4 protein-coding genes are annotated in these 7058 nt (G+C 69.4%); 2 read left to right on the top strand and 2 right to left on the bottom strand.

Features of this window, described 5'->3' with window-relative positions:
• Window positions 1–56 precede the first annotated feature (56 nt).
• Window positions 57–1637: a GGDEF domain-containing protein gene (locus VI238_RS05005; RefSeq protein ID WP_331649106.1), complete on the top strand. Its 1581-nt coding sequence runs from the start codon at window positions 57–59 to the stop codon at window positions 1635–1637.
• On the opposite strand, the gene VI238_RS05010 is transcribed toward VI238_RS05005, so the two are convergent.
• Both VI238_RS05010 and VI238_RS05015 read right to left on the bottom strand, forming a co-directional pair.
• Window positions 1634–2944 (bottom strand): divalent metal cation transporter, encoded by a 1311-nt coding sequence (locus VI238_RS05010; RefSeq protein ID WP_331649108.1) that lies wholly within the window; start codon window positions 2942–2944, stop codon window positions 1634–1636. The two genes, VI238_RS05005 and VI238_RS05010, sit on opposite strands and share 4 nt — an antisense overlap.
• 163 nt (window positions 2945–3107) lie before the next feature.
• On the bottom strand, window positions 3108–5084 hold the full coding sequence (locus tag VI238_RS05015; RefSeq protein WP_331649110.1) for an LTA synthase family protein: 1977 nt from the start codon (window positions 5082–5084) through the stop codon (window positions 3108–3110).
• A gap of 290 nt (window positions 5085–5374) precedes the next feature.
• Between VI238_RS05015 and VI238_RS05020 the strand changes: the two genes are divergently transcribed.
• On the top strand, window positions 5375–6964 hold the full coding sequence (locus VI238_RS05020; protein ID WP_331649112.1) for a GGDEF domain-containing protein: 1590 nt from the start codon (window positions 5375–5377) through the stop codon (window positions 6962–6964).
• The last annotated feature ends 94 nt before the right edge of the window (window positions 6965–7058 follow it).

A 7058-nucleotide genomic window follows, 5' to 3' on the forward strand; every position in this document is an offset into this window, starting at 1 on the left:
CCATGCCGATGCTAGCGTCCGGCGTAGGGCAAGGTGTCGGGGGAACAGGGCCCGCAATGATGCTGGATGTCCGTACCACGATCATGGTTGCCGCCGTGCTGGCGTTCATCATCGGCGCCAGCCTGCGGTTCGTGATGCGCGACTACCCGCCGCGCATGTTGCCGAGCATGCGCCTGTGGGCGCTCGGCACATTGTCGTTGCCGACCGCGTGGATGCTCTACGGTCTACGCGGCCAGATTGCCGATTTCCTGTCGATCGTGGTCGCGAACTCGCTGCTCGGCCTCGCATTCGCGCTGCAGGTCGAAGGCATCCGCGTCTTCGTCGGGCGCCCGCACAGTCGTGCGCTCGTCGTCGTGCCCGTCGCGGCGATCGCGACGCTCGAATGCGTGTTCACGTATGCGTTTCCGAGCATGCGCCTGCGGGGCGTCCTCGTATCCGCGATCATCGGCGCACAGCTCGCCTTGGCCGTCTGGGCGCTCGTGGTCGAGCACCGGATGCTACGGCGCAGCCGGATGCTGACCGCGGCCACCTTCGCCGGGATGTCGTGCACGCTCCTGCTGCGCGCCACGCTCGAGGTCGTCAGCGGATTCGACCTGCCGGGCCCGTTTGCACCGTCGTTCATGCAGAGCATGTCGTTCGCGCTGGGGGCGGCGTTTCCGATCGCGGGCACGCTCGGGTTCCTGCTCATGTGCAACGACCGGCTGAACCGTTCGCTTGCGCGCAAGGAGGAGCACCTGCGTGCGATCACCGACAACCTGCCGATCGTCGTCGCGCACGTCGGCACGGACCGGCGATTCACGTTCGCCAATGCGTACCTCGCGCGCCTGCTCGGCGTGGAGTCGCGCTCGCTCGTCGGACGCCGCATGGCGGACGTGCTCGGGCCGCTCAACGAGGGGCTGCAGTCGCGCGTGGCCGCGGTACTGCGCGGCGAAACATCGACATTCCAGACGCAATGCGACGTCCGCGGCGAGCGACGCCATCTGGAAGCCTCCTACATTCCGGACTTCGACGCCGATCGCCGCGTGCGCGGCTTCTTCATTCTCATCGTCGACATCACGCGCCTCCATCTCGCCAAGCTGCGCCTGGCCCGAATGGCCGAATCCGACGCCCTAACCGGGCTCGCCAACCGGAAGAAGTTCGGCGACTCGCTCGCCATCGCGCTGGCGCGCGCGGGTCGCAGCCAGGCGCTCGTCGGCGTGCTCTATGTCGACGTCGATCGCTTCAAGCCGATCAACGACACGTACGGGCATGCGGTCGGCGACGCGATACTGCGCGAGTTCGCGCGCCGCCTGCGCGGCTGCGTGCGCGAAACCGATCTCGCCGCGCGCATTGGTGGCGACGAGTTCGCCGTGCTGGTGGAGGACGCCCCGTCCGTCGAGGCGCTGGAGGCCGTTGCGCAGAAGCTGCTGGACGCGCTCGACGGCGACTTCGTCGTCGGCGGGCTCGCGTTGAAGGTGCGAGCGAGCATCGGGATCGGCTTCGCGCGCGGGCGCGCCAAAGCCAAGGCGTTGCTGCGGATGGCCGACCGGGGGCTGTACGAGGCTAAGACGACGGGCAGTCACGGCTACCGCCTCGGGCCCTCGCCAGCGACCGCGGGTGCCCACGCGCGGCCAGTGTCGCGATCGCTCTGCGGCTAGTCCGGCATCCACATCCGTACCGCGGCGGCGGCCATGATCGCAGTCGCGAGCCAGCCGAGCGCGACGACGGGCCGGCTTGCGGTGTAGGCGCCCATGACCGTCTTGTTCGACGCGAGCAGGATGACGATCGCCATCAACGGCACCGCGATGACACCGTTGATCACCGCGCTCCAGAACAAAGCGCGCATCGGATCGATCGGCAGGAACTGGATCACGAGCCCGGCGCATACGCTGACCGCGATGATCGCGTAGAACGCGCGCGCGTCCTCCGCCTTCCGTTCCAGTCCCCACGTCCAGCCCATCGATTCGCACAGCGCGTACGCCGCAGAGCCCGCGAGCACCGGCACGCCGATCAGCCCTACGCCGAGGATGCCGAGCGAGAAGAGCACGAACGCGAAGCGGCCCGCGAGCGGCTGCAGTGCGCTCGCCGCCTGCGCCGCGGTGTCGATGTGCGTGACGCCAGCCGCGTGCAGCGTGACCGCGGTCGCGAGGATGATGAAGTACGCGGTGACGTTGGAGTAGAACATGCCGCTCCACGTGTCCCAGCGGATGCGGCGCAGTTCCTCGCCGGCCGCGGCGCCGTCGCGCACGAGCGCGTCCGACGTGCCGTCGCGGCGCAGGTCCTCGACTTCCTCCGAGGCCTGCCAGAAGAACAGATACGGGCTGATCGTCGTGCCGAACAGTCCGACCACCATCGTCGCCGCGGCGGAATCGAGCGCGAGTCGCGGCCAGGCGGTCCTCGCGACGACCTCGCGCCACGGCACATGCACGACGAACAGGACCGCCGCGTAGGCGAGCAGCGACAGCGTGAGCCATTTGAGGAACGAGACGTAGCGGTGGTACGGCACGAACACCTGCAACAGCACCGTCGCCACGACGAACACGGTGGTCATCGCATGGCGGTCGAGCCCGGTCACGAGCTCGGCGACTTCGCCCATCGCCGCGACGTCCGCGGCGATGTTGAGGACGTTCGCGACCAGCAGCAGGACCACCGCGGCATGCAGGATCGGCGCGGGAAACGCGGCCTTGATGTTCGCGGCGAGGCCGCGCCCGGTCACGCGACCGATGCGCGCGCACATGCTCTGGATGGCGGCCATGAGCGGGAACGCGACGGGCATCGTCCAGAGCATCGCGAAGCCGAACTGCGCACCGGCCTGCGAGTAGGTCGCAATGCCGCTCGGATCGTCGTCGGCGACACCGGTGATGAGACCGGGGCCGACCCGCGACAGCGGATGCCGCTTGATGCGCGCCCACGCCGCGCGCAGCGTGCTCGGCGGTGCAGCGTGGCGATCGTCGCGTGGGGCCATCGGGCCGGTTCCTCCGCGCGCAACGATACGCCGATGCTGCGCACGCGCGCCATGCGGCATGCCTTCGAACCCGCGCGGCCGGCGGTGTCCCATGCGGCAAGCTCCGGCGGCTGCGCCGGATCGGACCACCGCTTCGTCCGGCGGACCGCGCGGGGCCGGCGATTCAGTTCGGTGCGGCGGTCGTCGGCGCCGGCGCGCGGGCGGCATCGGTACGCATGAGGCCCTGGTTGAAGCGCTCGCTCGCGGTCTCGTAGTAGGCGATCGCGTCGTCGATGAGTTCGGGGCGGGGCACGCCGAGCGGCGTCGCGTCGCCGCTGTCGTCGAACTTCGGCTGGCTCTGCGTCGCATGCTTCTTCGGCGCGAGCACCGTGAGCACGTCGCCGCGCAGGTAGCCGGCCTTCTGGTAGTTGCCGAGCAGTGCGCGTTCGCGTCCGGGCTCGAGCTTGAACAGGTCGTAGCCGTAGAACTGCGAGGTGTAGCTGAAATCGAGCAGGCCGAGCAGTGTGGGTGGAATGTCGATCTGCGCCATGAGCCGGTCGACCCGCGCGGGTTCGATGTGCTTGGGCGAGTAGATCAGCAGCGGGATGTGGTAGCGGTTCATCGGGATCGCGCTGCGGCCCCAGCTCGACGAGCAATGATCGGCGGTGATGACGAACACGGTGTCGTCGAACCACGGCTTGGTCGCCGCGCGCGCGAGGAAGTCGCCGAGCGCCCAGTCGGTGTACTTGACCGCGCCCGCGCGCCCGGCCTTGCCCGAAGGCAGGTCGATGCGGCCGGCGGGGTAGGTGAACGGCGGATGGTTCGACGTCGTCATGACGTGCTCGAAGAACGGCTGTCCGGCGGCGTGCGCGCGGTCGCCTTCGCGCAGCGCGAGCGTGAACAGGTCCTCGTCCGCGACGCCCCAGATGTTCGCATGGTGGACCTGGTCGCGCGGGATGTCCGAGCGGTCGACCGTGCGGTAGCCGCTGTGCGAGAAGAAGTAATTCATGTTGTCGAAGTAGCCGTAGCCACCGTAGACGAACATCGAATCGTAACCTTTGCCGCCGAACACGGAACCGAGCGAGAACAGGTTCTCGTTGTCGGGCCGCTTGACGATCGACTGCCCCGGCGTCGGCGGCACCGACAGCGAAAGCGCCTCGAGCCCGCGCACCGTGCGCGTGCCGCTCGCGTAGAGGTTCGTGAAGAACAGGCTCTTCGAAGCGAGCGCATCGAGGTTCGGCGTCACGCTCTTGGTGCCGCCGAACGCGGCGAGGTAGGTCGCGGAGAGGCTCTCGACGCTCACGAGGACGACGTTGAGGCGCTTCTCGGGCCCCGGATTGCGGATCTCGCGCGTGATGCTGCGCGGATCGTCGTCGACGAACTCGGCCTCTGGGGTCTTCAGCAGCGCGCGCGTGCGTTCGAACGCGGTCGCGTCCGGCAGCGTGCGGTAGAAGCGCTGCCAGTCGAGTTCGTTGTTGCGGTAGGCCGAGAAGAACTCGTAGACGCCGTTGCCGGCGAGCTCGTTGACGAACTCGTTGGCGGTCGAATTCTTGTATTCGCCGTCGACGGCGTAGCTGACGACGATCGTGAGCGCGAGCCATGCGCCGGTGACCACGCTGCGCTGGCGCAGGCTCGACGAATCCGGGCGCGGGCGCCATGCGCGGCGCGCGAGATAGACCGCGAGGCCCGCGACGATCGCGAGCGCGGCGAGCACCTTGCCGACCGGATACGACGCGCGGATGTTGCCGATGACCTCGCGCGAATAGACGAGGTAGTCCACCGCGATGAAGTTGAACCGGCTCGCGAACTCGTCCCAGAACAGCCACTCGGCTGCGGTCACGAACAGCAGCCCGTACACCATGGTCAGCAGCAGCAGGGCGAGCAGTGCGTGCAGCGGGCGGGATGCGAACAGGCGACGCGGCACGAGCCACAGGAACAGAACGAGCGGCCACGCCACGTAGACGAGCGTGACGAGGTCGTAGCCGAGGCCGACTGCGAACGCGTAGAGCCAGTAGAGCGGGTCGAGCGGCACGCCGGAGCCGGTCTTCACGAGCAGGGCGAGGCGGACGAGGAACTCGACGACGAGGAACGTGCCCGCGAACCACGCCAGCGATGCGTAACGCGAGCGCAGCGCGCGAGGCGCCGGGGTAGGGGTCTGCAAGGTGGGGCTCCGGGGATCGGGGGCAGCGCGCGGGTCGATGCGTGGGGCAGGCTGCAGACCCCGCGCGATCGAGCGAAGTCCGCCGAGGGGCCGGTTGGCCATCGGACCACGGATCGATCCGCCAGTGTCGTGCGGTGCGCCTTTCGGGCGCGTTTCAGGGGCGCCGCCGGTCGGACGCGGATCGGTCGGGCGCCTGCCCCGCACCTGCGGAGTCGCTGCAACCCCGGTCAGCCGGCGATCTGGACCGTACTGGCTGACAGGCATAGACTGCGATTCGCAGGGGGCCAGCCATGGCGTTGGACATCCGATCGACGATCGTGATCGCGGCGATGCTCGCGCTGATCATCGGCGTCAGCCTGCGTTACGTCCTGCACGACTACCCGGCACCGCTGCGCGGAAGCCTCCGTCTCTGGACGACCGGCATCCTGCTGCTGCCGATCGGCTGGATGCTGTATGCGATGCGCGACGCGATCCCGGACCTGCTGTCGATCGTCGTCGCCAATGGATTGCTCGGTCTCGCGTTCGGCCGGCTCGTCGAGGCGGTGCGCGACTTCGTCGGCCTGCCGCGGCGTCGCCTGCTGCTGTTCGTCCCGGTTGCCGCGATCGTCGGTTGCGAAACCTACTTCACGTACGTCGAACCGAGCCTGCGCCTGCGTGGAGCGACCGTCTCGGCGATCATCGGCCTGCAGCTCGCGCCGGCGGTGTGGGCGCTCGTCGCGCGGCACGAGCGCGTGCGCAGCCGATTGCTCACGCTGGTCGCGTTCAGCGCGTTGTCGATCGCCCTGCTGCTGCGTGGCGGCCGCACGTTGCTGCCGGGATTCGAGCTGCCCGGACCGTTCGCGCCGGGAGCCATGCAGAGCGTCGCGTTCGCGATCGGCGCGACGTTCCCGATGGCGGCGACGCTCGGCTTCCTGCTCATGTGCAACGCTCGCCTGACGCGCTCGCTCGCGCGGAACGAGCAGCACCTGCGCGCCATCGCGGACAACGTGCCCGCGGTCGTCGCCTACCTGGACACGGACGAACGCTTCACGTTCGCGAATTCCTACTTCGCGCGACTGCTCGACGTCGACCCGCAGTGGATCGTCGGCCGGCAGCTGTCGGACGTGGTCGGACGTGCGTTCTGCGATGCGCTGAAGGCGCATATGGCCGTCGCGCGCCAAGGCGAGGCGGTCACGTTCGAGACCGAGTGCGACTTCCGCGGCGAGCACCGCTACTTCGAGGCGGCCTGCGTGCCCGACCTCGACGCGCGACGCTGCGTGCGCGGGTTCTTCGTGCTGATCTTCGAGGTGTCGCGGCTGCAGCGGGCCAAGCAGCAGCTCGTGCACCTCGCCGAATCCGATGCCCTGACCGGACTCGCCAATCGCACGAAGTTCCGCGAGGCGCTCGCCGCCGCGCTCGCGCGCGCCGGACGCGGTGCGGGTACGGTCGGCGTGCTCTACCTCGACGTCGACCGCTTCAAGGCGATCAACGACACCTACGGCCACGCGGTCGGCGACGCGGTGCTCGCCGAGTTCGCGCGCCGCCTGCAGGCGGAGCTGCGCGCCGGGGACCTCGCCGCGCGCATGGGCGGCGACGAGTTCGCGATCCTCGTCGAGGACGTCGCGTCGCTCGACGCGCTCGAGGCGATCGCCGCGAAGCTCGTGGCCGCGTTCGAACGCGACATCGTCGTCGATCCGCTGTCGCTCACCGTCGGCACGAGCATCGGCATCGCGCTGTCGCGCGGCGAGGTCGACGCCGATGCGCTCCTGCGCGAAGCCGATGCCGGGCTCTACGAGGCCAAGCAGGCCGGACGCAACACCTATCGCGTCGGCGCGCGACCGCGCGCACCGGGCGCGCCCCCGGCGCCGATCCCGTTCCGTTCCGGCCGCGGTCGCGCGTGAGACCGTTGGCGGCGGACGCTGCCCTCACCTGCGCGGTCCGGGGTGAAGCGGGCCGTGCGCGTCGCAGCGGCGTCGGCAAGTGACCTCGTCACCG

The sequence above is a fragment of the Dokdonella sp. genome (genome assembly GCF_036518555.1).
Classification (GTDB): domain Bacteria; phylum Pseudomonadota; class Gammaproteobacteria; order Xanthomonadales; family Rhodanobacteraceae; genus Dokdonella_A.